The sequence below is a fragment of the Sabulicella glaciei genome (genome assembly GCF_026183895.1).
Taxonomy (GTDB): Bacteria; Pseudomonadota; Alphaproteobacteria; order Acetobacterales; family Acetobacteraceae; genus Roseococcus; species Roseococcus glaciei.
In genome coordinates this window covers 53,438-73,993 of the sequence record NZ_JAPFQI010000013.1, presented here as the reverse complement: position 1 = coordinate 73,993, position 20,556 = coordinate 53,438, and the positions used below count along the sequence as shown (strand labels likewise).

The following is a 20,556-nucleotide window of genomic DNA, read 5'->3' as shown; positions in this document are numbered from 1 at the left end:
AGGAGGAACGTCATGCCCCAGCCCGCCCACCCCGCCGCCGTGAACGGCCTCACCCTCGCCCAGGCGGAGATCATCGCCGACGCCGCGCTGCGGAAGGGCCGCGAACTCGGCCTTCTGCCGCTCTGCGTCGTCGTGCTGGACGCCGGTGGGCACCTGAAATCCGCGAAGCGCGAGGACGGCGCCTCCCTGCTGCGGCCCGAGATCGCGACGGGCAAGGCCTTCGGCGCCCTGTCCATGGGCTTCGGCACGCGGGAGCTGGCGCGCCGCGCCCAGTCCATGCCGGGCTTCACCAACGCCTTGTCCGACCTGACGGGCGGCAAGGCCGTCCCGGCCCAGGGCGGCGTGCTGGTGCGCGACGCGAACAACGTCCTGCTCGGCGCCGTCGGCATCTCCGGCGACGTGTCCGCGAAGGACGAGGAGTGCTGCATCGCCGGCATCGAGGCGGGGGGGCTGATGGCGGATACGGGCGACCCAGCTTAACGGGGAGTTAACCCGCTCGCGACCTTTCCCGGCTTGCCGCGTTTCCCGAAGGGTAAAGCCTGCGGGCAGGAAAGAAGGGAGGGGCCCCGCCTTGCGTGTCTGGTTGCGTCTTGCCTTCCTGCTGCTCCTGCTTCCCTGGGCCGGCTTCGCCCAGGACCCCCCGGAGGAACCGGACCCCGATACGCGCCCCTACGAGGTCACGGTGGAGCCGACCGGCAATGGCGCGCTGGACGCCGCCATCGCCGCCGCCTCGCGCCTCGTCGCCCTGCAGGAACGTGCTCCGACCGACGTGCCGGGCCTCCTGGCCCGCGCGCGCGGCGATGCGGAGCGGGTGCGGGCCGCCCTGGACAGCGAGGGCTTCTTCGCGGGCACCTTCCGCATCCTGGTGGCGGGTCAGGATCCCACCACGGTGGAGTTCCGTCCGCCACCCGCAGGCACCCCCATCCCGGTCGCGATCAGCACCACGCCCGGCCCCCGCTATGCCATCACCCGCGTCACCACCCGCGCCACGGAGGCGGAGGCAACGGCCGCGCGCGCCGCCGCACCCTTGCAGGACCTCGTGGGCGAGCCGGCGCGCGGCGCCAACGTGGTGGAGGCGCAATCCTCACTGGTGGAGCGCCTCCAGGCCGCCGGCCACCCCTTCGCGAAGGTGGAGGCGCGCGACGTCGTGGTGGACCACGACCGCCAGGCCATGGAAATCGCCTTCACCCTCGATCCGGGCCCTTTCGCCCGCTTCGGCAATTCCGAGGTGTCGGGGACGCAGCGGGTGAATGAGCGCTTCGTGCGCCGCTACACCGACCGGCGCCTCACGAACTATCCCTTTGATCCGGCCCGCGTCAGCCGCGCCCGCGCCGACCTCACCGCGCTGGGCGTCTTCGATTCCGTGCGTCTGGAAACGGGCGACGCGCTGGGGCCGGATGGGCGGCTGCCCGTCTCCGTCGCAGTGTCGGAGCGGGCGCGCCGCGCCATCGGCCTCAACGCCGCCTACGAAACGCGCTTCGGCATCGAGCTGGGCGCCTTCTTCGAGCACCGCAATCTGTTCGGCAATGCGGAGCGGCTGCGGCTGGAGGCGGCAGCGACGCGGCTCGGCGCCTCGGACACCTCCCGCACCGGCGGGCGGCTGGGCTTCACCTTCCGCGACCCCTTCCTGTTCAACACCGACTATGCCCTCGTCGCCTCGCTCTTCCTGCTGCGGGAAAGGCTGGAATCCTACGACCGCGACGCGCTGGTCGGCTCCTTCCTGGCGGAGCGCAAGCTCAGCGACCGGCTGACGATCAACACCGGTCCGGTCTTCGAGATCGGGCAGAGCGGCCCCTCGCGCGGGACGCTGGTGCCGAACCAGGTGGTGGGCTGGCAGCTCGGCGCGCGCTGGGACAGCACGGACAGCCTGCTGGACCCGCGCCGCGGCATCCGGGCGGAGGCGACGCTCACCCCCTCCTACTCGGTGCGCGACGCCAACCCGTATCTGCGGGTCCGCGCCTCCGCCTCCACCTATTTCGACATCGACGGCCAGGGGCGCTCCATCCTCGCGCTGCGCGCCTCCTATGGGCAGCTGCTCGGCACCAATGCGCTCAGCGTGCCCATCTCGCAGCGCTTCTTCGCCGGCGGCGGCGGCTCGGTGCGCGGCTACGATTTCCAGAGCATCAGCCCCCGCGCCCCGGGCACGCGGCAGCGCATCGGCGGCACCTCGCTGGCCGAGGCCTCGGTGGAGTTCCGCCAGCGCTTCGGCACCAACTGGGGCGGCGTGGTCTTCGTGGATGGCGGGCGGGTCGGCGGCGGATCGGGCGGCGACGCGGCCTGGCGCCTCGGGACCGGCGTGGGCGTGCGCTACTACACCGCCCTCGGCCCCATCCGCGCCGACATCGCCATCCCGCTGGTCAAGCAGCAGGGCTCGCAGGGCTACGGGCTCTACATCGGCATCGGGCACGCCTTCTGATGCGGCGGCGCCTCGTCCTCCTTCTCGCCCTGCCCATGGTGCTGCTGCTGGCGGCCTGGTCGCCGCTGCGCACCGGCCTGCCCACCTGGCTTGCCGGGCTGGCCCTGCCGGGGCTGACGATCGAGGGGCTGAACCCAGGCATCCGGCGCATCTCCGCCACCCGCATCACCTATGCCGACTCCCAGGGCGTGTGGCTGGTGGTGGAGGGGCCGGAGCTGAACCTGTCCGGCCGCGCCCTGTTCCGTGGCCGCGTCACCGCCACGCGCCTCACCGCGGCCGAGATCCGCGTCGAGCGCTGGCCGGTCAGCGACCCCGATACGCAGCCCGCGGCGCCGTCCAGCGGCTTCGCCCTGCCGCAGCTTCCCGTCGCGGTGGAAATCCAGGAGATCGAGCTGCCGCGCATCATCCTGCCCGAGGCTTCGCTGGCGCTGACCGGCCGCGCCAAGCTGGACGATGCCGGGCTGGACGCCGCTCTCCAGGCCCGCGAACTGGAAGGCGAGGCGCGCGCGGACGTGGAGGCCCGCTTCGACGGAACCCAGCTCCTCGCCCGCATCGAGGCGGAGGACCCGCAGGGACGCTTCGCCGGCGCCCCCGCTTCCGCCCGCCTGTCCCTCGACGGGTCGGTGGAGGGCGCCGCCTTCACGCTGGAGGCGCGCTACGACGCCGCCTCCGCCTCGCTCACCGGCACGGTGCGGCGCGAAGCGGCGGCGACGGAGGTGGAGGCGCGCGGGCCGGTGGAGGGTGCCGCCTTCCTGCCGGAGAATCTCCGCCCGCTCGTCGCCGGCTCGCGGCTGGACCTGCGGCTGCGCCACGAGGATGCGGGCACGCTGACCCTCGGCCCCTCCTCGGTGGAGGCCGCCTTCGGCACGGCGCGGGTCGAAGGGCGCGCCCTGCCGGAACTCGACCTCGCCGTGTCCGTGGCCCTGGCGGGGTCGGACCGCTTCGCCGGCCTCGTGCCCGAAGGCATCGCCTTCACCGGCCTGGCCGCCGATGCGCGCGTGTCTGGCCCGACCTCCCGCCCGCTGGTCGAGGGGACGGCCGTGCCGCAAGGCCTCGCGACCGGGGTGGAGGCGGCGGACACGTTGCTCGGCCCCACGCCGCGCCTGGCCTTCCGAGTCACCCCAGACCTCGCCGGCACGCGCGTGGAACTGACGGGGGCGGCGCTGACGGCGCTGGTGGAGGGCGACCTCGGGGAAACGCTCGACGCGCGCGGCGAGGCCCGCGTTTCCGCCATCCCCGGCGGGGTGGAAGGGGAGGCGCTGCTGCGCTTCACCGCGCGAGGCCCGCGCACCGACCCCGCGCTGAGCCTGAACCTGGATGCGCCGCGCCTCGCCGTCGCCGGGGTCACGGCGCGCGACCTCGCCATCTCGGCCGAGATCGCCAACCCGCTTTCCACCCCCTCCGGCACGGTCCAGGGCGGCGGGGTGGTGCTGGACCTGCCGCTGCGCCTCGACATCGCCGCGCGGCCGGAGAATGGCGCGGCGCGGCTGGAACGCGGGCGGGTGGAGTTCGGTCCCGCCGTGCTGGAAGCCTCCGGCCTGCTGGACCCCGCCGCGCCGCGCGGGGTGGGGAATGCGCGGCTTTCCGTCCCGGACCTTCGGCCCTTCTCCGCCCTGGCGGGGCAGGAACTCGCCGGGCGCGTCAACGCCACCGCCGAGGGGGACAGCGCCGGGCAGTGGCGCCTCGTCCTGGAAGCGCCTGCCCTGACCCTCGCCGGGCAGAGCGGCAATGCCCGCCTCGCCCTGGATGGCCGCGCCGACCGGGCCGAGGTGAGCTTCGAGGCGCGCGGCCCCGCCATCCGCATCACCCTGGGTGGCACCACCCGCCTCGCCCTGCCGCTGGAGGCGGAGGTGCGCCGCTTCACCCTGGCGGCGGCGGGGGAGAGCCTGAACCTCGTCGCGCCCTTGCGGCTTCGCTATGACGGGCAGGACGCGGTGCTGGAGAACATCGCCCTCGCCACCGGGCAGGGCGGGCGACTGACCGGCAACCTCGCCGTGCGGGGCGAGCAGCAGAACCTGTCCGGCCAGCTGCGCTTCACCGGATTGCCGCTCGGCCTCGCCCGTGCCGCCCTGCCGGACACGCCGCTGCGCGGCACCCTGGCTGGGGAAATGAGCGTCTCCGGCACCGTCGCCGTCCCGGTGGCCGACCTCACGCTGCGCGGCACGGGGCTGGGCGTGAACACGCCGGAGCTTCGCGGCCTCCCTCCCGCCACGCTGACCGCCGAGGCGCGGCTGCGCGGCACCTCCGTGGAGGGGCGCGCCACCCTGGCCGCCGGGGCGGCGACGCGGCTGGAAGCGCGCTTCTCCCTGCCCGAGGGCGAGCGCATCAGCGCCACCGTGACGGGCGAGGCCGATGTGGGCGTGCTGTCGCAGCCCTTCCTCGCCGGCGGGGCGGACCGGGTGCGCGGGCGCGTTTCCCTGCGGGCGCAGGCCGAAGGGCCGCTCGCCTCGCCGAACCTGTCGGGCGGGGTGGATTTCCTGGGCCTGTCCTACGCCAACCCGGATACCGGGCTGCGCATCAACAATCTGCGCGGCCGCGCCGTGTTCCAGGACGACCGGCTGGTGTTCCAGAACGTCACGGGAAGCACGCCGGGCGGCGGCACCGTCGCCCTCGCCGGCAGCGTGGCGCCGCTGGAGGCGACGATCCCCGTGGATCTCCGCGTCACCGCGCGCGGCGCCGCCTTCGCCTCGCCCGATTACGGGCGCGTGACCTTCAACGCCGACCTTTCGCTCACCGGCGCGGTGCAGGGCGGGGCTCGGCTGGGCGGGCGGCTGCTGATCACGGGCGGCGAGTTGCGCGTGCCCGACCGCCTGCCGCGCGCCGTCACCGTGCTGGTGCCCTTCCGCGAGACCGGGCGCACCCCGCCCGGCCGGGCCGCGCAGCGCCCGCCGCCCGCGCGCCGGACCGCCGCCGCCCAGCAGCCGGAGCCGGCCTTCAACCTCACCCTCGACATCACCGTCGAGGCGCCCGAACGCCTCTTCCTGCGCGGGCGCGGGCTGGAGACGGAGCTGGTCGGGAGGCTGCAGGTGCTCGGCACGCTGGCCGCCCCCGAGATCCGCGGCGAGTTGCGCGGGCGGCGCGGCACCTTCGCGGTGCTGGGGCGCACCCTAACGGTGACGCGCGCCATCCTGCGCTTCAACCAGGGCGGACTCCTGCCGACGCTGGACGTGCTGGCGACCGTGCGCACGGCGAACTACACGGTCGGCGTCGGCTTCACCGGCCCGGCGAACGAGCCGCAGGTGGTGCTGGAATCCCAACCGCCCCTACCGCAGGACGAGATCCTGGCGCGGCTGCTCTTCGACCGCGGCACCAGCCGGCTGTCCCCCTTCGAGATCATCCGCATCAGCGAGGCCCTGGCCCAGCTGACCGGCGTGGAGCTGCCCGGCGGCGGCACGGAAGGGGCGCTGGCGGGCATCCGGCGCTTCCTGGGCCTCGACCAGCTCGGGGTGGGCGGCCCTGGCGGCGGGGCGCAGGCCGGGCGCTACCTGCTGCCGGGCGTGTATCTCGGCCTGCGCCAGGGCATAGACGGGCAGACCGGCGTGGGCATCGAGGCGGAGGTGACGGAGCGGCTGAAGGTCGAGGGCAGTACCGGCACGGCTGGCGGGCGCGTCGGGGCCACCTACCAGTTCGAGTGGTGAGGGCAGGGGGCGGAGTTTCCCGCCTCCGCCCGCCTCCGTAGAAGGGTGCGCGTGGGCGGGACGATCCGTCCGTGGAGATCCCCGCCGCATGTTCCGCAGCCTGCCGCCCGCGCCCGCCTGGTCCTCGGCGCTGATCGCCGCCCTGGTGGGGTTCGGCGGGACCGTGGTGCTGGTGGTGCAGGCCGTGCGCGCGCTGGGCGCCACGGTCGAGCAGACCGGATCGGCGATCACGGCGCTGTGCCTCGGCATCGGCATCGCCGGGATCGCGCTTTCGCTCCGCTGGCGGATCCCGGTCGTGCTGGCCTGGTCCACGCCGGGGGCGGCGCTGCTGGCGGCCACGACGCAGGGCGTGCCCTGGCCCGTCGCGATCGGCGTGTTCCTCGCGGCGGCGCTCCTGATGATCGCGCTCGGCATCGTGCCGGCCCTGGGGCGATGGGCGGAGCGCATCCCGTCCACTGTCGCCGCGGCGATGCTCGCCGGCGTGCTGCTGCCCTTCTGCCTGAACCTGTTCCGCCTCGGCGAGTCGGAGCCGCTGCTGGTGGCCGTGCTGGTGGCGGTGTTCATCGCCGCGCGCCGGCGGGTTCCCCTCCATGCGCTGCTGCTCGTGCTGGCGGCGGGCGTCGCGATGGCGCTGGGGCGCGGCGACGTGGGCCCGCTTCCGCCCGGCGCCACCTTCGGGACGCTGCTGCCCGTCGCGCCCGTCTTCGACGCGCGGGCGATCATCAGTCTGGGGCTGCCGCTGTTCCTGGTGACGCTGGTTTCGCAGAACCTGCCTGGGCTGGTGGTGCTGCGGGCCGCCGGCTACGCGCCGAAGCCGGGGCCCTTGCTGCGCGGGACCGGCCTGGCGACGCTGCTCGCCGCGCCCTTCGGCGCGCCGGCGGTCAACCTCGCCGCCATCACCGCCGCGATCTGCACCAACCGCGAAGCGCATCCCGAGGCCGCGAAGCGGTGGACGGTGGGCGTGATCTACGGAGGGCTCTACCTCCTGCTCGCGCTCTTCTCGCCGCTGCTGGTGCGCTTCTTCCTGGCGCTGCCGCCCGGGGTGATCGCGGTGCTGACCGGCCTCGCGCTGGTTCCGGCGCTGACCGGCGCCATGGAGGCCATGCTGGCGGCGAAGGAGGATCGCGACCCGGCGATCCTCACCTTCCTCGCGACCGGCTCCGGGCTTTCGCTCTTCGGGCTGGGCTCCGCCTTCTGGGGTCTGGTGGCGGGCTTCGCCGCGCTGGGCGCGGGCGTGCTGCTCAAGCGGAACTAGGCGCTGGGGGCGCCGCGCGGAACCGGCACATGCCGCTCCCGCGCCGCGGCCAAGCAGGCCAACCGCCTACGACCCCCTGGATCCCCGCAAGACTGCGAAGCGGTCTTGCAGAGCGCGGTCAATCCTCCGTACGCCGGGCCAGCACCTCGCGCTTGCCGACATGGTTGGCGGGCGAGACGACGCCCTCCTTCTCCATCTGCTCGATCAGCTTGGCGGCGCGGTTGTAGCCGATGTTGAGGTGGCGCTGGATGAAGCTGGTGCTCGCCTTGCCCTCGCGCGTCACCACGGCCACGGCCTGGTCGAAGAGCGACTTCTCCGAATCCGAGGCGCCGGCGATGCCGGACATGGCGAGCGCGGCTTCCTCCTCCTCGGCGGCCTCGGTCACTTCCTCGATGTAGTCGGGCTCCGCCTGCTCGCGCAGCCAGTCGGTGATCTTCTCCACCTCGCCATCCGCGACGAAGGGGCCGTGGACGCGCGTCACGCGCCCGCCGCCGGCCATGAACAGCATGTCGCCCTGGCCCAGCAGCTGCTCGGCGCCCTGCTCGCCCAGGATGGTGCGGCTGTCGATCTTGCTGGTCACCTGGAAGGAGATGCGGGTGGGGAAGTTCGCCTTGATCGTGCCGGTGATCACGTCCACCGACGGGCGCTGCGTCGCCATGATGACGTGGATGCCGGCCGCGCGCGCCATCTGGGCCAGACGCTGCACCGCCGCCTCGATCTCCTTGCCGGCGACGATCATCAGGTCCGCCATCTCGTCGATGACGACGACGATCATGGGCAGCTTCTCCAGCGCCAGGGGCTGGTCCTCGAAGACGGGCTTGCTCGTCTCCGGGTCGAAGCCGACCTGGACGCGGCGCGTCAGCACCTCGCCGCGCGCCTGCGCGGCGGCGACCTTCTCGTTGTAGCCGCCGATGTTGCGCACGCCGATCTGGCTCATCGCGCGGTAGCGGCGCTCCATCTCGCGCACGGTCCACTTCAGCGCGCCGATCGCCTTGGGCGGCTCCGTCACCACGGGGGCCAGCAGATGCGGGATGCGGTCATAGACCGACAGTTCCAGCATCTTCGGGTCGATCATGATGAAGCGGCACTCGGCGGGGGAGAAGCGGTAGAGCAGGGACAGGATCATGGTGTTGATCCCGACCGACTTGCCCGAGCCGGTGGTGCCCGCGATCAGCAAATGCGGCATGCGCGCCAGGTCGGCGATGACCGGCGCGCCGCCGATATCCTTGCCCAGGATCAGCGGCAGCTTGCCCGAATGGCGCCCGTAATCGTCGCTCGCCAGCATCTCGCGCAGGAAGACCGTCTCGCGCTTGATGTTCGGCAGCTCGATGCCGATGACGTTGCGCCCCGGCACGGTGGCGATGCGCACCGCGACCACGGACATGGAGCGCGCGATGTCGTCGGCGAGGCCGATGACGCGCGACGACTTGGTGCCCGGCGCCGGCTCCAGCTCGTACAGGGTGACGACGGGACCGGGGCGGATCTCGCTGATCGTGCCGTTGACGCCGTAGTCGCTCAGCACCTGCTCCAGCATGCGGGCATTGGCCTGGAGCGAGTCGGCGGAGGGGCCCGAGGCGATGCGGGCCGGCGGCGGGGCCAGCACGTCCAGCGGCGGGGTGCGCCAGCCGCTCGCCGCGAGGTCCAGCGCAGGCTGGGCGGCCGGGGCGGGCTTGGGCTTGGCGCCGGCGGCGACGCGCGGCGTGGAGCGGGGGGCGGGGCGCGCCTCGGGCGCCGGGATGGCCGGTCGCAGCCGCGGCGCCTCGGGGGCGGCGGCGGCCTCGTCGGCGGCGCGCAGCACGGAGGACAGGTCGGCCGCGGGCTCGGCGCGGAAGCGCGGCTTGGGCACGGCGCGCCACAGGGCCCGCCCCATCCAGCCCAGCGGCCGCGTGACCCAGTGGCGCCGCTGCGCACCCACGCGCGCGGCGCCCATCCCGGCATGGGCGGTGACGCGGGCCGCCCGGCGCCATTCGCCGAGCGACAGGCCGAAGCCGACATAGAGGGTGAGGAAGGCCAGCCCGCCCAGCGCCAGCTGCGCCCCCAGCCGGCCGATCGGGCCCAGCAGGTGCTCCAGGTTGAACAGCAGCGCGGCGGAAACCAGCGGCCCGGCCGCGCCGGATTCCGTCCCGGGCAGCACGGCCAGCGCGGCGGCCAGAAGCGGCATCGCCGCGGCCAGCGCCGCGATGCGCAGCGGCATCAGCGTCACCCCGCGCTGCAGGAACATCCGCATCGCCCAGGCCAGCAGAACCAGCGCGGGCAGCCAGGCGGCCCAGCCGAAGCCCTGCACCAGCACGTCGGAAACCTGCGCGCCCAGATGCCCCGCGAGGTTGGAGGGGGTGCGGTCCGTGGCGGTGGAGAAGGACGGATCGGCCGGGTTGTGCGACCCCACGGCGAGGCCGAGCACCAGCCCGCCCAGTCCCAGCACCACCCCGCCCAGCTCGTTCAGCCGGCGGCGAATGGCGGCCCGCACGGCGGGCGAGGCAAGGCGTCCGGCCGCTTGGGGAGCGGCGTCCGCGGTGGTGTGCGACATGCGCGCCATGGCCTTCAGGGGGGAAGGTGGAAACGGCCGGGGGGACCGGCTTCATAGCAGAGCATGGGCGGCGCTCCTAGCAGCAAGCGCGCCGTCACAGCCCCTCGAACAGCTCCGTCGAAAGGTAGCGCTCGGCGTAGCTGGCGGCGATGCCGACGATCAGCTTGCCCTCCATCGCCTTCTCGCGCGCTAGTTCCATCATGGCGTGCAGCACGGCGCCGGAGGAGATGCCGATGGCCAGCCCCTCCACCCGCGCCGAGAGCCGCGCGGCGGCGAAGGATTCGCGCTCGGCGACGCGGCGCACCTCGTCCAGCCTTTCCAGTTCCAGCACCGCCGGGCGGAACCCCGCGCCGATGCCCTGGATGCGGTGCGGCCCCGGGTCGTCGCCGTTCAGCACCGCCGACTCCGCCGGCTCCACCCCGATGACGCGCATGGAAGGGCGGCGCGGCTTCAGGGCGCGGGCGATGCCGGTCAGCGTGCCGCCGGTGCCGATGCCGCCCACCACCGCGTCCACGCGGCCTTCCGAATCCACCCAGATCTCCTCGGCCGTGGTCTGCTCGTGGATGGCGGGGTTGGCGCCGTTGTCGAACTGGCGCGGCATCCAGGCATTCTCCGTCCGTGCCACGATCTCCTCCGCGCGGGCGATGGCGCCGCCCATGCCCTTGCGCGCCGGGGTCAGCTCCAGCTCCGCGCCCAGCAGGCGCAGCATCTTGCGCCGCTCCATGCTCGCCCCGTCCGGCATGACCACGATGAGGCGGTAGCCGCGCGCCGCCGCCGCCACGGCCAGCGCGATGCCGGTATTGCCCGAGGTCGGCTCCACCAGCACCGAGCGGCCGGGGGAAATCTCGCCCGCGGCCTCGGCGGCGCGGATCATCGCCAGACCGATCCGGTCCTTCACCGAGCCGCCGGGATTCATGAACTCCAGCTTCAGCGCGAGCCGCGCCCGCAGCCCCTCACGCTCCATCAGGCGGGGCAGCAGCACCAGCGGCGTCCGGCCGATCGTGTCCAGCACGCCCGAGCGCAACCCGGCTGGAATGTCAGTTGCCATATCACGAATCATGGGCGTATTTCTGGCCCCTGAGACTGGAGAATGTCCAGTCGGAAGCGCATATCCACAGAACGGAATCAGGGGATTCACCATGCTGCTGCGCCAGGACCGGGCGCTTCTTGCCCTCGACATCGTGCTGGACATCGCCTTCCACGCCGGGCGCGGCGGCGAGGTGACGGGCGCGGCCGAGGTGGCGGAGCGACTGGGCGCGGCGCGGCGCGGCATCGAGCCGCTGCTCCAGGCCCTGGTGCGTGCCGGCATCCTGGACAGCCTGCGCGGCCCGCGCGGCGGCTACCGCATGGCCCGCGCCCCCCGCGAGGTCCGCCTCGCCGAGGTGGTGGAGGCGGTGGTGGACTCCGAGCCGCCCTCGCCGCCTGCCGGGCGCCTCGCCAACGCGGTGACCGTTCCGCTCTGGGCCGAACTCGATGCGGTGCTGGACGAGCGCCTGGCCGCGCTTTCGGTGGAGGACCTGCTGAAGCGCGCCGCCGCCGCCGGGCTGCGCCGCCCGGTGACGGAGCCGCTGCACTTCGTGATCTGAGGCCGGGCCGTGCCCCGCATCGACGACGCCGCGCTGCACGAGGCCGCTCTGGCGCACCTCGCGCGCTTCTCGGCGACGGAGGCGGGGCTGCGCCGCGTCCTGGCCAACCGCATCCGCCGCTGGGCGCGCGAGGCGGGGCAGGGGGGGCGCGACGCGGAGGAGATCGCCGCCGAGGCGGCCCGCGCCACCGAAGCCGCCGCGCGCATCGCGCGCAGGCTGGTCGAGGCGGGGGCGGTGGACGACGCGGCCTTTGCCGCCTCCCGCGCGCGCCGGCTGCGCGGCTCCGGCCGCTCGGGCCGCGCCACGCTGGCGCATCTGCTGCAGAAGGGCGTCGCCCCGCCCCTCGCCGCCGCCGCGCTGGAAGGAGAGGAGGTGCCGGACGAGACCCATGCCTGCCTCGTCGCCTGCCGCCGCCGCCGCATCGGTCCCTTCGCCGCGGCGGCCCCCGATCCGGACACGCGCCGCAAATGGCTCGCCACCCTGGCGCGGGCCGGGTTCGGCGGCGAGGTGGCGCGGCGCGCCCTCGCCATGAGCCGCGACGAGGCGGTGGAGCGCCTCGGGTGAAGCCCGGGCCGGTGGTCTTCACCCGCGTGGGGGCGCTGCGCGGGGCGCGCCTCGCGGTGGGGCTGCTGCCCGCCATGGTGCCCTTCGCGCTGGTGGTCGGCGTGGTGGCGGACAGCAAAGGGCTGTCCTTCCTGGAAACGGTGCTGATGAGCGCGCTGGTCTTCGCCGGCACCTCGCAGATCGTCGCGCTGGAGCTGTGGCGCGAGCCGGCGCCGGTGCTGGGCGCGACGCTGGCGGCGCTGGTGATCAACCTGCGCCTCGCGCCGATGGGGGCGGCGCTGTCGCCCTGGCTGGACCGGCTGCGTGGGGTCCGCCTCTGGGGCACGCTGGCGACGCTGGTGGACAACACCTTCGCCGTCTGCATCGCCGACCAGCGCCAGGGCGGGCGGGACGCGGCGCTGCTGCTCGGCATGGGGCTGACCATGTGGGCCGGCTGGACCACGATGACCGGGGTGGGACATGCCGCCGCCGGGCTGATACGGCTGCCGCCCGGCCATCCGGTGTTCTTCGCCGGCATCGCCACCATCCTGGCGCTGATGGTGCCGATCTGGCGCGGGCGCGGCGACGCCGTGCCCTGGCTGGTCGCGGGAATCGCGGCGGCGCTGGCGCATTTCGCCGGGCTGGGGCCGCCCTGGCCGGTGCTGGCCGGGGCGCTGTGCGGCGCGGCGGCCGGCGCCTGGCGGGACGGTCGGCGATGAGCCTGCGCCCCGACGTGCTGCTCGCCATCCTCGGCATGGCGATCGCGACCTATGTGCTGCGCGCCGGGGGCTACGCCCTGCTGCGCGCCTTCCGGCCCGGCCCCTTCGTGCAGGCCATGCTGCACCACATGCCGGGGTGCATCTTCGTGGCCTTTGTCGCGCCGCCGCTGCTGCAGGGCGGGGTGCCGCACCTGCTCGCCGGGGCGGTCACGGTCGGGGCCATGCTCGCACTCCGCTCCTACCTCCTGGCGATTGCAGCGGGGGTGGGGGCTTTGTGGGCTCTGGCTCTGGCGGCTTGAACCCCTCGCGGCCGGCGCCCGCGGCCCAGAGGCGGATGCCCGCCGCGTCGAAGGCCTGCTTGAGGCGGCGGTTCAGCTCGCGGCCCACGGCGACGCGGCGCGCCGGGGGCGTCATGATGCGGGCGCGCAGCACCACGCCGCCATCGCCCATGCGGTCCACCCCCATCACCTCCAGAGGCGCCAGCAATTGCGGCGCCCAGGCCTCGTCCTCGCGCAGCGATTCGCCGACGGAGCGCATGACGCGGATCGCCTGGTCCGTGTTCGACGCGTAGTCCACGGGGATGTCCACCACGGCGTATCCGAAGTCGCGCGTCTGGTTGGTGACGGTGGTGACGGCGGAGAAGGGGATGATGTGGATCGCCCCGTCCAGCGCCCGCAGCTTGATGGAGCGGATGGAAAGCTGCTCGACCGTGCCGGACAGCGCGCCAACCGTCACCGAATCGCCCACCGCCACCGCATCCTCGAACAGCAGGAAGATGCCGGTGATGACGTCGCGCACCAGCGTCTGCGAGCCGAAGCCGACCGCGAGGCCGACCACGCCGGCGCCGGCCAGCAGCGGCGCCACGTTCACCCCCACCTCGCTGAGCGTCGTCAGCCCGAACACCACCGTCAGCACCACGCCCAGCGCGGTGCGGAGCATGGGCAGCAGCGTCCGCACCCGCGCCGATTGCGCCGCCTGGCCCGAGGCCGGGAGGCTGGCGAGGTGGCGCTGGATGGCGGCATTCGCCGCCTCCCAGATCGCCAGGGCGAGGCCGCCGGTCAGGGTGATGGTGAGGATGGCGGAAACCGCGCGTCCGCCGATCCGCCCGGGGCGGAACCAGGACAGCGCTCCCAGCCCCCAGGCTTCCAGCAGCAGGATTAGGGTGACCAGCAGGATCAGGAAGGACAGGATGCCGCGCAGCGCCGGCAGGTAGCGGTTCGTGCGCGCCTCCAGCCCCGGATAGTTGCGCGCCAGCTCCGGCGAGATCCGCATCAGCCGACCGAGGCCGCGTCGCATCATCTCGTCCACCAGCTTGCCGAGGGCGATGATGACCACCGTCATCACCGAGGCGGTGATCAGCCGCTCGAAGCCGCGGTCGATCTGCAGCGCCCAGACCGTCCAGGCGGCCAGGAGCCAAAGCACGGCGAGGACGTGCCACGCCTCCGCCAGGCGGTCGCGCGCCCCGCGCAGGAAGCGCCGCGCACCGTCCGGCTCGTCGCCCTCCTTCAGGGGCGGGGCGGCGAGCAAACGCGCGACGGCGGTGCGGTTCTGCATCACCACCACCGCCAGCAGCACGGAAAGGCCGAGCAGCCCCAGGCGCCAGATCGCCACCTGCGCCGCCGGCGGCAGGCCGAAGAACAGCGCGAGTTCCGACAGAGCGTAGAAGGTGACGGCGGTGAGCGCGAGGCGGCGGATCCACAGCGTGGCGTAGTGCGCCGTCTCGTCGTCGCAGCGCACGAGGCGCAGCTTGGTGGAGGAGGGGGCGAAGACCATGCGTCCCACGGCCATCACCGCCCGCGCCGCCATGTAGGAGGTGGCGATGGTTTCCATGATGACGCGGTTGGACGGCCAGGTCGCCAGGAACCCCACCGTGCCGATCGCCACCACGCCGAAGGCGAGGATGGGCAGGAGGTCGAGGGCGAGGTTGCCCAGGATCCAGGGCAGGCGGCGCAGCCCAGGCAGCGGCCCCTCGATGGCGGCGGCGCGGCGTTCCAGCCAGGCGCGCGGCCGCCGCAGCGCCCGGGTCACCAGCCATTCGGCGAGGAGGCCGCCGCCCAGCACCAGAAGGAGCTTCCACAGCAGCGAGGCCACCTGCTGCCGCAGCCGCTCATCCTGGGCCAGGTCGCCGAGCCATTGCCCGACGCCGCGCAGGTCGGTGGCGGCGGAAAGCGCGTCCACCGCATCGCCCAGCAGGTTGCCGAGGCGCCCGGCGATGCCGGCGGCGATCTCCGCCGGGGCGGGAAGGGCAGGGGCCTCCGCGGCGGGCGGGGCCGCCGGCGCCTCGCCCGCCGCGGGTGCGGGCGTGCCGGGCTGGGCTGCCTCAAGGGCGCGGATCAGCTCGGCGCGGCGGGCTTCGTCCCGCAGGACCTCCAGCAGCGCCGCCACCTCGGGCGAGGCGGCGGGCGCGGCCGGGGCCGGTTCCGCCGGGGCGGCGGGGGCTGCCGGCGCGGGCGCGGGCACGACCGGCTGTTGGGCCTGGGCCGGTGCGACGAGAAGCAGCAGGGCAAGAAGCAGCCGGATCATGCGGGAGGGTTTCGCGGCGCCGATGGCCGGGGTCAACCCGGTGGACGGGTGCCGCCCCGCATCGCAGCATGGGAACCCCATGCCACGTGAACCCTCTGTCTGGACTGTCATGCTCGCCCTCATGGGCACGCACCTGGCAGGGATGGGGGCCTTCCTGGCGGTGCCGGTGCTGGCGCCTGCCATCGCCGCCGAGACGGGGCTGCCGGCCGGGTTGGCCGGGTTCCACACCTCGCTGGTCTATGCCGGGGCGCTGTTGTCCGGGCCGCTGTCGGCGGGGCTCCTGCGCCGCCATGGCGGGGTGCGGGTGTGCCAGGGCGCGCTGGTCACCGTGGGTCTGGGCATTGCCCTGGCCGCCTTCGGGCATCCGCTGGCGCTGGTCCTGTCGGCCCTGCTGTCCGGGCTGGGTCATGGGCCGATCACCCCCGCCGGCTCGCACCTGCTGGCGCCGCGCACCCCGCCGGCGCGGCGCTCGCTGATCTTCGGGCTGAAGCAGTGCGGCGTTCCCATGGGCGCCATGCTGGTGGCCGCGCTGGCGCCGCTGCTCGCGCTGATCTTCGGCTGGCGCGGCGGCGTCCTGGGGGTGGCGCTGTTCTCCGTCCTGCTCGCCCTGGCGCTGCAGCCGCTGCGCGCCGTGCTGGATGCCGACCGCCAGCCCGACGCGCCGCCCCTGCGCCCCTTCGCCGAAGCCCGTGCCTCGCTTTCCATCCTGCGCGACGACCCACGGATCCGGGCCCTGACGGTCGCCTCTGCCTCCTTCGGCATCGGGCAGTTCTGCTTCTCCAGCTTCTTCGTGGTCTGGCAGGTGGAGGTGCTGGGGCGGGGGCTGGAGGCGGCGGGGCTCGCCTTGGCCCTGGCTCAATGCGCGGGCATGGTGGGCCGCGTGCTCTGGGCACTGGTCGCGGACCGGATCGGGGCGCCGCCCGTGCTCGTCGCGCTGGGCGTGGTCATCGCCCTCGCCTCGGCGGGCTTCGCCCTGGCCGGTCCCTCCTGGCCCGAGGCGGCGATCCTCCTGCTGGGCGCGGCCATGGGCGCCAGCGCCGTGGCCTGGAACGGTGTCCTGCTGGGCGAGGTGGCGCGCCTCGCCCCCGAGGGGCGGGTGGGGGCGGCGACGGCGGCGCTGGGCTTCGTCTTCGCCGCGACCATGGTGGTGGCGCCCTCGGGCTTCTCCATGCTGGTTCTCGGCACCGGGGGCTACGGGCCGGGCTTCCTTCTTTGCGCCCTGGCGGCCCTCGTCGGCGTCGTGGCGGTGCGCCGGCTGCAAGGGATGCGCGGCTGAGCCATACCGCTTCGGCCGGAACGACCTTATGTGCGGGGAATGACAACCTTCCTCACCTTCCTGGTCGGGGCCGCGATGCTGGCGGTGCTCGGCGTCCTGTTCGCCGGCCTGATCGGCATGGCGCGCGGCGGTTCCGCCCAGACCTCGCAGAAGCTCATGCGCTACCGCGTGCTGCTGCAGGGCCTCGCGCTTCTCCTGTTTGCGGTGCTGATGCTCCTGATGCGGTAGGGTTTTCCCGAGCCACAAGCCTCTTGCGCCGGGCTGTCCGGATCTTCACCTTGTCTTCATGGATGCTGCCCGCTTCACCCGGCGCGTGCCGGAGGGCGAGGACCGCGAGCGCCTGGTTTGCGGCGAATGCGGCTTCATCGCCTACGAGAACCCGAAGGTGGTGGTCGGCAGCGTCGTGTCGGAAGAAGGCCGCATCCTGCTGTGCCGCCGCGCCATCGAGCCGCGCAAGGGGTTCTGGACCCTGCCCGCCGGTTATCTCGAACTGGGCGAGACGGTGGAGGAGGGGGCCCGGCGCGAGGCGTGGGAAGAGGCGTGCGCCCGCCTTTCCCTGGACAGCGTCCTGGCCGTGTATTCGATCGCCCGCATCGGCCAGGTGCAGGTGATCTTTCGCGCCTCCCTGGCCGAGCCGGGCTTCGCCGCCGGGCCGGAAAGCCAGGAAGTGGCGCTTTTCACGTGGGAGGAGATCCCGTGGGACAGCATCGCCTTTCCCTCCGTCCGCTGGGCGCTCCATGCCTGGCGGCGGAACCTTCCGGGGGTGGAAACGAACCCGTCGGAAGACTCGCGCGGCATGGCAGGGCTTTGATCCCGCTTCTGCCGCTGCTGGCCCTGCTGGTGCCGCTGGGCGCCGCACCGGCCCGCGCGCAGGAATTCGAGGTCCCGGCCGTCGCGCCGCCCGCGCCCCAGGCGGCGCAGCCCACCGCGCCCCGCCGCACGCCGCCCCGGCGCGCCCGCCCGCGCAACCCGCGCGACCGCGCCTGGATGGATGGCGGCGTCCCCGGCACGGGCGGCACCCCCGGCGCGAACGGCTTCGGCGGCTTCGCGGGCGTGCCGCAGCCCGTGGCCCCGCGCCCCGAACTGGCCCCGCGCCCCAATCTCGACCTGGAAGGGCCCAGGGTCGGCCGGTCCAGCCTGGCGGAGTCCGGGCTGGAGCCGGCGCTGATCAACCCGCGCCTGCCCGGACGGGGCGTGGCGCAGGACGGTGCCTACGCGACGCGGGAGAACCGGCTGTTCCAGAACCCGGCACCCGGGCTGCGCCTCACCACGCCGATGGCGTGGTAGGGAGGATCAGGAAGGCAGGAGCAGGGTGAAGCGGCTGCCCGCACCGGGCGTGCTTTCCACCCGCACCTCGCCGCCGGACTGGGCCAGGAACCCATGCACCTGGGCGAGGCCGAGCCCGGTGCCCTTGCCCGCCGGCTTGGTGGTGAAGAAGGGCTCGAAGAGCCGTTCCAGCACCTCGGGCGGCATGCCCTCGCCCGTGTCGGCAACGGTCAGCGCCACGCGGCCATCCTCCATCGCCGTCGAGAGGGTGAGCGTCCCCCCCTCCGGCATCGCGTCGCGCGCATTCATCACGAGGTTCAGCAGCGCCGTTTCCAGCTGCGCCGGATCCAGCGTCACCGGGGGCAGCCCCTCCGCGAACTCCGTCTTCAGCGCGATGCGCTGGCCGAGGGAATGGCGCAGCAGCTCCCGCATCGCCCGCAGCCTTGCGTTGAGATCCAGCGTCGCGGGCTCCAGCGGCTGCTGCCGCGCGAAGGCGAGGAGCTGACGGGTCATCCGCCGCGCATTCTCCAGGGAGGCGCCGACCCCGTCCGCCACCTCCAGCCGCTCCTCCCCCGACAGCTCCTCGCTGGCGAGGAGATGGATGCCGGAATCCACCACCTGCAGCACGTTGGAGAAGTCGTGCGCGATGGAACCGGTAAGCTGGCCCATGGCCTGCAGCCGCTCGCTGTGGCGCAGCGCCGCCTCGGCGCGCATCAGCTCGGACGTGCGCGCGGCCACCAGCCGCTCCAGCTCGTCATGCGACCGGGTCAGGATCTCGCGCGCGTCGCGCTGGTCGTGGATGTCGGTGGCGGTGCCCACCCAGGCCGTGATCCGGCCCTCCGCGTCGCGCGCCGGCAGGGCACGGCCCAGGTGCCAGCGCCACTGTCCCGTCGCCGCATCGCGGAAGCGGTATTCCACCTCGTAGGGCTCGCCGGTGCGGAGCGAGTGGCGCCAGCGCTCCTGCGCGACGGGGAGGTCCTCGGGGTGGTAGACGTGCAGGCGCTCCTCGGGGGGCGGCGCGACGTCGGTGCGGGGGATGCCGGTGAATTCGTGCCAGCGACGATTGTACCAGAGGGTGTGCCCGCTCGGGTCCGCCCACCAGACGATCTGCGGCATGGCATCCGCCATCACCCGCAGCCGCGCCTCGCGCTCGGCCAGCGCCGTCTCGGCTTCCTTCTGGGCGGTGATGTCGGTGTGGGCGCCCACCAGGCGGATGGCGCAGCCCTCCACGTCGCGCAGCGCCCGGGCGCGCGACAGGATCCACAGCCAGCGCCCATCGCGGTGCCGCACGCGGTAGGTGGCGGAGTAGTCCTCCGTCTCGCCTGCCAGATGCTCGTGCAGCCGCGTCTCGACCGCCGGCCGGTCCTCGGGATGGATGGTGCGGAGCCAGTTCTCGTGGCTGCTGTCCCACTCCTCCGGCGCGTGGCCGAGCATCGCGGCAATGCGGGGCGAGTGGAAGCTTTCGCCGGAAACGATGTTCCAATCCCACAGCCCGTCGCTCGTTCCCTCCATCGCGAGGGCGAGGCGTCCCTCGGTCAGGCGCTGCTCCGTGACGTCGGCGCCGCTGCCCACCCATTCCACGACCGCGCCCTCGGCATCGCGGACCGGCACGCCACGCGCGCGCAGGGTGCGCCAGGCGCCATCATGCCGGCGCAGGACAAATTCGGCCTCGTAGGCCTGGCCCTCCTCCACCGCCGCGCGGGCGAGGTGGAGCAAGCGGCCCCGGTGGTCCGGGTGCACGGCCTCCAGCCATCCCATCCCGCTGCGCGCCGCCTTGTCCTGGCCGGTGAAGGCTTCCCAGCCGGGCTGGCCGCCGCCCATGCGCTGCGCCCCGTCCAGCGTCCAGACCAGCTGCGAGGACGCCTCGGACAGGGAGCGGTAGCGGGTTTCCGAGCGCCGCAGCGCTTCGTCCTTGCGCACCTCCTCCGACACGTCGCGCACGAAGACGGAGATCCCGCCCGGCTCCGCGGGAAAGGCCCGCACCTCGTACCAGCGGCCCTGATCGGGGTAGAAGGCGCGCTCCGTCCCCATCGCGCGGGTTTCGGCGACGCGGCGGTACACCGCCTCGAAGCGGGAGGCGACGAGACCTGGGAAGGCGTCCCAGATGACCGCCCCCAGCATCTCCTCCACCGGGCGGCCGAGGATGCGCGCGCCCTGCGGGTTGACGTAGGAGAAGCGCCAATGGCGGTCGAGCACGAAGAACCCGTCGCCGATGCTTTCCAGCAGGGCGCGGTGCCGCGCCTCGCTGTGCCGCAGCGAGGCTTCCAGCCTCTGCCGCCCCGTGGTTTCCACCACGGTGTTCAGCATGCCGCACACCGCGCCCAGGCCGTCGCGCAGCGGCGAGAAGGAGAAGGTGAACCAGGCCGGCTCCGGATAGCCGTGCCGCTCCAGCGTGAGCAGCATGTCCTCGCGCCACACTGCCTCGCCCCCGAAGCTCCGCGCGACAAGGGGGCCGAGTTCCGGCCATGCCTCCGGCCAGACTTCCTGCATCGGCCGGCCCAGCGCCTCCGGGTGCCGCGCGCCCAGGATCTCGGCATAGGCATCGTTGTAGAGGAGGATGCGCTCCTCCCCCCACGCCACGCTCATGGGAAAGCGCGAGGCCAGGATGAGGTCCACGGCCAGGCGCAGGGCCAGCGGCCAGCGCGCCCGAGGGCCCAGCGCGGTGGCAGACCAATCCGTTTCGTCGAATATCTGTCCCATCCCGACGGGCGCCAGGAGGGCTTCTGGCAACCCGTACACCATGCCCGCGAACATAACCGCGCCGGGTGGCCATGGCCAGAAAGAAGCTGATACGGTGCATCACGGTA

General features: G+C 73.8%; 16 protein-coding genes. 12 read left to right on the top strand and 4 right to left on the bottom strand.

Annotated features, from left to right (window positions below):
* Nucleotides 1-12 precede the first annotated feature (12 nt).
* From OF850_RS15585 to OF850_RS15570, 4 genes are all read left to right on the top strand, one after another.
* Entirely contained in the window at nt 13-480 is a 468-nt protein-coding gene (locus tag OF850_RS15585) for a GlcG/HbpS family heme-binding protein (RefSeq protein WP_301591204.1), read from the top strand.
* Between the two features lie 91 nt (nt 481-571).
* Nucleotides 572-2,416, top strand: coding sequence for an autotransporter assembly complex protein TamA (locus tag OF850_RS15580; RefSeq protein WP_301591203.1), 1,845 nt, complete (start codon nt 572-574; stop codon nt 2,414-2,416).
* Nucleotides 2,416-6,054, top strand: coding sequence for a translocation/assembly module TamB domain-containing protein (locus OF850_RS15575; RefSeq protein ID WP_301591202.1), 3,639 nt, complete (start codon nt 2,416-2,418; stop codon nt 6,052-6,054). Before OF850_RS15580 ends, OF850_RS15575 begins: the two co-directional genes overlap by 1 nt.
* Before the next feature lie 88 nt (nt 6,055-6,142).
* Nucleotides 6,143-7,309 carry a benzoate/H(+) symporter BenE family transporter gene (locus OF850_RS15570; protein ID WP_301591201.1) on the top strand — a complete coding sequence of 389 codons (1,167 nt, stop codon included), beginning with the start codon at nt 6,143-6,145 and terminating at the stop codon, nt 7,307-7,309.
* 118 nt (nt 7,310-7,427) lie between these two features.
* Here the strand turns inward: OF850_RS15570 and OF850_RS15565 are convergent, their stop codons facing one another.
* Both OF850_RS15565 and cysK read right to left on the bottom strand, forming a co-directional pair.
* Nucleotides 7,428-9,836, bottom strand: a complete 2,409-nt coding sequence (locus tag OF850_RS15565; protein WP_408906476.1) for an FtsK/SpoIIIE family DNA translocase — start codon at nt 9,834-9,836, stop codon at nt 7,428-7,430.
* Between the two features lie 94 nt (nt 9,837-9,930).
* Nucleotides 9,931-10,884 (bottom strand): cysteine synthase A, encoded by a 954-nt coding sequence (cysK, locus tag OF850_RS15560; RefSeq protein ID WP_301591199.1) that lies wholly within the window; start codon nt 10,882-10,884, stop codon nt 9,931-9,933.
* A 91-nt stretch (nt 10,885-10,975) separates the two neighbouring features.
* On the opposite strand from cysK, the gene OF850_RS15555 reads away from it, so the two are divergent.
* Genes OF850_RS15555 through OF850_RS15540 form a run of 4 tightly spaced genes read left to right on the top strand, consistent with a single transcriptional unit; the run spans nt 10,976 to nt 12,983 of the window.
* A complete protein-coding gene (locus OF850_RS15555) occupies nt 10,976-11,422 on the top strand; it encodes an RrF2 family transcriptional regulator (RefSeq protein ID WP_301591198.1) in 447 nt (148 codons plus the stop codon).
* Nucleotides 11,423-11,431: 9 nt separating this feature from the next.
* Nucleotides 11,432-11,986 carry a RecX family transcriptional regulator gene (locus OF850_RS15550; protein ID WP_301591197.1) on the top strand — a complete coding sequence of 185 codons (555 nt, stop codon included), beginning with the start codon at nt 11,432-11,434 and terminating at the stop codon, nt 11,984-11,986.
* Complete coding sequence (locus tag OF850_RS15545; RefSeq protein WP_301591196.1) at nt 11,983-12,684, top strand: AzlC family ABC transporter permease; 702 nt, start codon at nt 11,983-11,985, stop codon at nt 12,682-12,684. Before OF850_RS15550 ends, OF850_RS15545 begins: the two co-directional genes overlap by 4 nt.
* A complete protein-coding gene (locus tag OF850_RS15540) occupies nt 12,681-12,983 on the top strand; it encodes an AzlD family protein (RefSeq protein ID WP_301591195.1) in 303 nt (100 codons plus the stop codon). The genes OF850_RS15545 and OF850_RS15540 overlap by 4 nt, the downstream gene beginning before the upstream one ends.
* On the opposite strand, the gene OF850_RS15535 is transcribed toward OF850_RS15540, so the two are convergent.
* On the bottom strand, nt 12,892-15,207 hold the full coding sequence (locus OF850_RS15535) for a mechanosensitive ion channel domain-containing protein (protein WP_301591194.1): 2,316 nt from the start codon (nt 15,205-15,207) through the stop codon (nt 12,892-12,894). The two genes, OF850_RS15540 and OF850_RS15535, sit on opposite strands and share 92 nt — an antisense overlap.
* Here OF850_RS15535 and OF850_RS15530 point away from each other — a divergent pair.
* Genes OF850_RS15530 through OF850_RS15515 form a run of 4 tightly spaced genes read left to right on the top strand, consistent with a single transcriptional unit; the run spans nt 15,206 to nt 17,770 of the window.
* Nucleotides 15,206-16,483 carry an MFS transporter gene (locus OF850_RS15530; RefSeq protein ID WP_301591193.1) on the top strand — a complete coding sequence of 426 codons (1,278 nt, stop codon included), beginning with the start codon at nt 15,206-15,208 and terminating at the stop codon, nt 16,481-16,483. The genes OF850_RS15535 and OF850_RS15530 overlap by 2 nt on opposite strands.
* 39 nt (nt 16,484-16,522) lie before the next feature.
* A complete protein-coding gene (locus OF850_RS15525) occupies nt 16,523-16,711 on the top strand; it encodes a twin transmembrane helix small protein (protein WP_301591192.1) in 189 nt (62 codons plus the stop codon).
* A 58-nt stretch (nt 16,712-16,769) separates the two neighbouring features.
* Nucleotides 16,770-17,294 (top strand): NUDIX hydrolase, encoded by a 525-nt coding sequence (locus OF850_RS15520; RefSeq protein ID WP_301591191.1) that lies wholly within the window; start codon nt 16,770-16,772, stop codon nt 17,292-17,294.
* Nucleotides 17,291-17,770, top strand: a complete 480-nt coding sequence (locus OF850_RS15515) for a hypothetical protein (RefSeq protein ID WP_301591190.1) — start codon at nt 17,291-17,293, stop codon at nt 17,768-17,770. Before OF850_RS15520 ends, OF850_RS15515 begins: the two co-directional genes overlap by 4 nt.
* A gap of 6 nt (nt 17,771-17,776) precedes the next feature.
* Here the strand turns inward: OF850_RS15515 and OF850_RS15510 are convergent, their stop codons facing one another.
* Nucleotides 17,777-20,449 (bottom strand): PAS domain-containing sensor histidine kinase, encoded by a 2,673-nt coding sequence (locus OF850_RS15510; protein WP_301591189.1) that lies wholly within the window; start codon nt 20,447-20,449, stop codon nt 17,777-17,779.
* Between the last annotated feature and the right edge of the window lie 107 nt (nt 20,450-20,556).

Excerpts from the sequence above, each read along its gene's own strand:
- OF850_RS15585 (WP_301591204.1), top strand. The coding sequence starts at position 13 with ATGCCCCAGCCCGCCCACCCCGCCGCCGTGAACGGCCTCACCCTCGCC.
- OF850_RS15575 (WP_301591202.1), top strand. The coding sequence starts at position 2,416 with ATGCGGCGGCGCCTCGTCCTCCTTCTCGCCCTGCCCATGGTGCTGCTG.
- OF850_RS15570 (WP_301591201.1), top strand. The coding sequence starts at position 6,143 with ATGTTCCGCAGCCTGCCGCCCGCGCCCGCCTGGTCCTCGGCGCTGATC.
- OF850_RS15565 (WP_408906476.1), bottom strand. The coding sequence starts at position 9,836 with ATGTCGCACACCACCGCGGACGCCGCTCCCCAAGCGGCCGGACGCCTT.
- cysK (WP_301591199.1), bottom strand. The coding sequence starts at position 10,884 with ATGGCAACTGACATTCCAGCCGGGTTGCGCTCGGGCGTGCTGGACACG.
- OF850_RS15555 (WP_301591198.1), top strand. The coding sequence starts at position 10,976 with ATGCTGCTGCGCCAGGACCGGGCGCTTCTTGCCCTCGACATCGTGCTG.
- OF850_RS15540 (WP_301591195.1), top strand. The coding sequence starts at position 12,681 with ATGAGCCTGCGCCCCGACGTGCTGCTCGCCATCCTCGGCATGGCGATC.
- OF850_RS15530 (WP_301591193.1), top strand. The coding sequence starts at position 15,206 with ATGCGGGAGGGTTTCGCGGCGCCGATGGCCGGGGTCAACCCGGTGGAC.
- OF850_RS15535 (WP_301591194.1), bottom strand. The coding sequence starts at position 15,207 with ATGATCCGGCTGCTTCTTGCCCTGCTGCTTCTCGTCGCACCGGCCCAG.
- OF850_RS15525 (WP_301591192.1), top strand. The coding sequence starts at position 16,523 with ATGACAACCTTCCTCACCTTCCTGGTCGGGGCCGCGATGCTGGCGGTG.
- OF850_RS15520 (WP_301591191.1), top strand. The coding sequence starts at position 16,770 with ATGGATGCTGCCCGCTTCACCCGGCGCGTGCCGGAGGGCGAGGACCGC.
- OF850_RS15510 (WP_301591189.1), bottom strand. The coding sequence starts at position 20,449 with ATGGGACAGATATTCGACGAAACGGATTGGTCTGCCACCGCGCTGGGC.